We start from the raw sequence: 3,408 nt of genomic DNA, 5'->3' as shown, positions 1-3,408 counted from the left end.
ACTCAGTCTTGGGGGACTCAGCCCGGTAGAATACCGGACTGAGTATCAAAAAGCCGGTTAACTGAAACTGTCCAGGTTTTGGGGTTCAGTTCATGGCGCGTCTTATCCAGCCTACTCTTGCTTATCCGTTCTGCTTTTGCATCCACTCCACCACAAAATCAGCCAGCCCCTCAACATCATTAATATCCAGTAATGCGACATCAAGATTAAGCGGCACATCACTGGCTACAGCAATAACATGCCTGTCTATCACTAATTCTTCCGGTCGATGTCCGGCTCCATCGCGAAACAGCACAATCTTTGCGATCTCTTCATGCTTAAACCCTTCGACCAGAATCAAATCCAGCTTTGAGGTATCCATTCGACTTGCGAGAAAATGTAGATCCAGCTCTTCTTCGTCTGGTGTTTCCGTCATCAAGGCCCATCGTTGCTGGCTGGCAACGATGGTTTGTGCCGCGCCAGCCTTGCGCAGCTCATAGCTATCTTTGCCTGGCTTATCAACATCCATATCATGGTGCGTATGCTTAATCAGCCCTGGACGGATCCCTCTGGCGCATAATGCCGGGATCAGTTTTTTCAGCAGCGTAGTTTTTCCAGTGCCACTCCACGCGGCAAAGGCGAGTAACGGTATCATCGTTTTTCCTGCCATCGGGCAAGCTCCTCTGGCGTATTCACGTTAACAAATGCATCTTTATGATCGCTGAAATCAACCGCATGCCCGCCAGCCAGACGCATAAATGCCATTACCCGGCGTTCTCCTGCTTGCAGATATTCCAGTAATAAAGGCTCAATAGCGCGGTTTACCAGAGCAATAGTCGGGTGATCGCGTTCACCGTCATGGACCCACACGACAGGCGCATCTTTGCGCTGATGATTAAGCCGGGCTGCTAAATCCTCGGGAATATAAGGAGTATCGCACGGACAAAACAAAAACCACTCGCCTGCTTCCTGCTGCATTACTGAAAGCATTCCTGCCAGAGGGCCTGGGTAATCCGCCAGTGAATCTTCAATCACTTTCAGACCGCTTGCCTGATAGATTTCCTGATGACGATTAGCATTAACCACGACGTGAGAGAGCTGCGCCATAAGCGCGTCAGCGACATGTTGCCATAATGGTTTGCCGTTTAATTCAAGCAATCCTTTATCTACGCCGCCCATTCGTCTGGCTTTACCGCCTGCCAGCACAACGCCTGTTATCGTCGTCATCAGATTCACCGATATCGCCTCTTTTATTGTGGGATTGACCCTGCTAACGTGTCTGTCTCAAGAGTAAGGAGCATTACTATGAAATGTAAACGTCTGAATGAAGTTATTGAACTCCTCCAGCCAGCCTGGCAAAAAGAGCCAGACCTTAACCTGTTGCAATTTTTGCAGAAACTGGCGAAAGAGTCAGGTTTTGACGGCGAACTGGCGGATTTGACGGATGACATTCTGATCTATCACCTGAAAATGCGTGATTCCGCGAAAGATGCGGTGATCCCGGGTTTGCAGAAAGATTATGAAGAAGACTTCAAAACGGCGCTGTTACGCGCTCGCGGCGTAATTAAAGAGTAAAAGCTTGTAAGCGGCGCCACCAAAATCATCGTGAAATGATATCCTTCATCATTCGTAATGTTTTCCGGATGATGGGATGAACAACAGCGCTTTTACTTTCCAGACACTACACCCGGATACCATCATGGACGCTCTGTTTGAGCATGGGATCCGGGTGGATTCCGGTCTTACCCCGCTTAACAGCTATGAAAACCGTGTCTATCAATTTCAGGACGAAGATCGTCGACGTTTTGTCGTCAAATTTTATCGCCCTGAACGTTGGACTGCCGATCAAATCCTCGAAGAACATCAATTTGCGTTGCAGCTGGTTAACGATGAAGTTCCGGTCGCAGCGCCTGTGGCCTTTAACGGTCAGACTTTATTGAATCATCAGGGATTTTATTTCGCTGTTTTTCCAAGCGTCGGTGGTCGCCAGTTCGAAGCTGATAATATCGATCAGATGGAAGCGGTTGGGCGTTATTTAGGGCGTATGCACCAGACGGGGCGCAAACAGCTTTTTATCCATCGCCCGACCATCGGTCTGAATGAATATCTCATTGAGCCACGCAAGCTGTTTGAGGACGCTACACTGATACCTTCCGGGTTGAAAGCGGCATTCCTGAAAGCGACAGATGAGCTGATCGCCGCCGTTACAGCACACTGGCGGGAAGATTTCACCGTTCTGCGGCTACATGGAGACTGCCACGCCGGGAATATTCTCTGGCGCGATGGTCCAATGTTTGTTGATCTGGATGATGCACGTAATGGTCCAGCCGTTCAGGATTTGTGGATGTTGCTCAATGGCGATAAAGCCGAGCAGCGGATGCAACTGGAAACTATTATTGAAGCTTATGAAGAATTTAGCGAGTTCGACACCGCTGAAATCGGACTGATTGAACCTTTACGCGCCATGCGTTTGGTTTATTATCTTGCCTGGCTAATGCGGCGTTGGGCTGATCCCGCGTTCCCGAAAAATTTCCCGTGGTTAACCGGGGAAGATTACTGGCTGCGACAGACGGCGACTTTTATAGAACAGGCAAAAGTTCTACAAGAACCCCCTTTGCAATTAACACCTATGTATTAATCGGAGAGAGTAGATCATGAAAAAGATTTGGCTGGCGCTGGCTGGTTTAGTTTTAGCGTTTAGCGCATCGGCGGCGCAGTATGAAGATGGTAAACAGTATACTACCCTGGAAAAACCGGTAGCTGGCGCGCCGCAAGTGCTGGAGTTTTTCTCTTTCTTCTGCCCGCACTGCTATCAGTTTGAAGAAGTTCTGCATATTTCTGATAACGTGAAGAAAAAACTGCCGGAAGGCGTGAAGATGACTAAATACCACGTCAACTTCATGGGTGGTGACCTGGGCAAAGATTTGACTCAGGCATGGGCAGTGGCGATGGCACTGGGCGTGGAAGACAAAGTCACTGTTCCGCTGTTTGAAGGCGTACAGAAAACCCAGACCATTCGTTCAGCATCTGATATCCGCGATGTATTTATCAACGCAGGTATTAAAGGTGAAGAGTACGACGCGGCGTGGAACAGCTTCGTGGTGAAATCCCTGGTCGCTCAGCAGGAAAAAGCTGCAGCTGACGTGCAATTGCGTGGCGTTCCGGCGATGTTTGTTAACGGTAAATATCAGCTGAATCCGCAGGGTATGGATACCAGCAATATGGATGTTTTTGTTCAGCAGTATGCTGATACTGTGAAATATCTGTCCGAGAAAAAATAACTCAATGTAAATTACATAAAGCCCGTGAATATTCACGGGCTTTTTTGTGCACAGAAAACCCCCAGCTAGGCTGGGGGTTCCGGAAAGCTTTCAGCTTTAAGCCAGTTATTAAAACCCCTTTTGATTTGTTAAAACACCTTGCGGTCTG

General features: G+C 48.5%; 5 protein-coding genes. 3 read left to right on the top strand and 2 right to left on the bottom strand.

From position 1 onward, the window contains the following. Positions 1–121: 121 nt before the first annotated feature. Both mobB and mobA read right to left on the bottom strand, forming a co-directional pair. Positions 122–649, bottom strand: a complete 528-nt coding sequence (gene mobB, locus ACJHWK_RS23845) for a molybdopterin-guanine dinucleotide biosynthesis protein MobB (RefSeq protein ID WP_000907614.1) — start codon at positions 647–649, stop codon at positions 122–124. Beyond that, complete coding sequence (gene mobA, locus ACJHWK_RS23840; RefSeq protein ID WP_001052163.1) at positions 631–1,215, bottom strand: molybdenum cofactor guanylyltransferase MobA; 585 nt, start codon at positions 1,213–1,215, stop codon at positions 631–633. Before mobA ends, mobB begins: the two co-directional genes overlap by 19 nt. A gap of 69 nt (positions 1,216–1,284) precedes the next feature. Here mobA and ACJHWK_RS23835 point away from each other — a divergent pair, with 69 nt between their 5' ends. From ACJHWK_RS23835 to dsbA, 3 genes are all read left to right on the top strand, one after another. After that, complete coding sequence (locus ACJHWK_RS23835) at positions 1,285–1,554, top strand: YihD family protein (protein WP_001295263.1); 270 nt, start codon at positions 1,285–1,287, stop codon at positions 1,552–1,554. A 76-nt stretch (positions 1,555–1,630) separates the two neighbouring features. After that, positions 1,631–2,617, top strand: a complete 987-nt coding sequence (gene srkA / locus ACJHWK_RS23830) for a stress response kinase SrkA (RefSeq protein ID WP_001065497.1) — start codon at positions 1,631–1,633, stop codon at positions 2,615–2,617. A 16-nt stretch (positions 2,618–2,633) separates the two neighbouring features. Then, positions 2,634–3,260 carry a thiol:disulfide interchange protein DsbA gene (dsbA, locus tag ACJHWK_RS23825; protein ID WP_000725337.1) on the top strand — a complete coding sequence of 209 codons (627 nt, stop codon included), beginning with the start codon at positions 2,634–2,636 and terminating at the stop codon, positions 3,258–3,260. Positions 3,261–3,408: the final 148 nt, after the last annotated feature.

Origin of the sequence: Escherichia sp. WS547, assembly GCF_046486065.1 — a bacterium.
GTDB lineage: Bacteria > Pseudomonadota > Gammaproteobacteria > Enterobacterales > Enterobacteriaceae > Escherichia > Escherichia coli.
Note: the sequence above shows the minus strand (reverse complement) of the source record. Positions and strands in the feature narration are given on the sequence as shown.

Excerpts from the sequence above, each read along its gene's own strand:
- mobB (WP_000907614.1), bottom strand. The coding sequence starts at position 649 with ATGGCAGGAAAAACGATGATACCGTTACTCGCCTTTGCCGCGTGGAGT.
- ACJHWK_RS23835 (WP_001295263.1), top strand. The coding sequence starts at position 1,285 with ATGAAATGTAAACGTCTGAATGAAGTTATTGAACTCCTCCAGCCAGCC.
- srkA (WP_001065497.1), top strand. The coding sequence starts at position 1,631 with ATGAACAACAGCGCTTTTACTTTCCAGACACTACACCCGGATACCATC.
- dsbA (WP_000725337.1), top strand. The coding sequence starts at position 2,634 with ATGAAAAAGATTTGGCTGGCGCTGGCTGGTTTAGTTTTAGCGTTTAGC.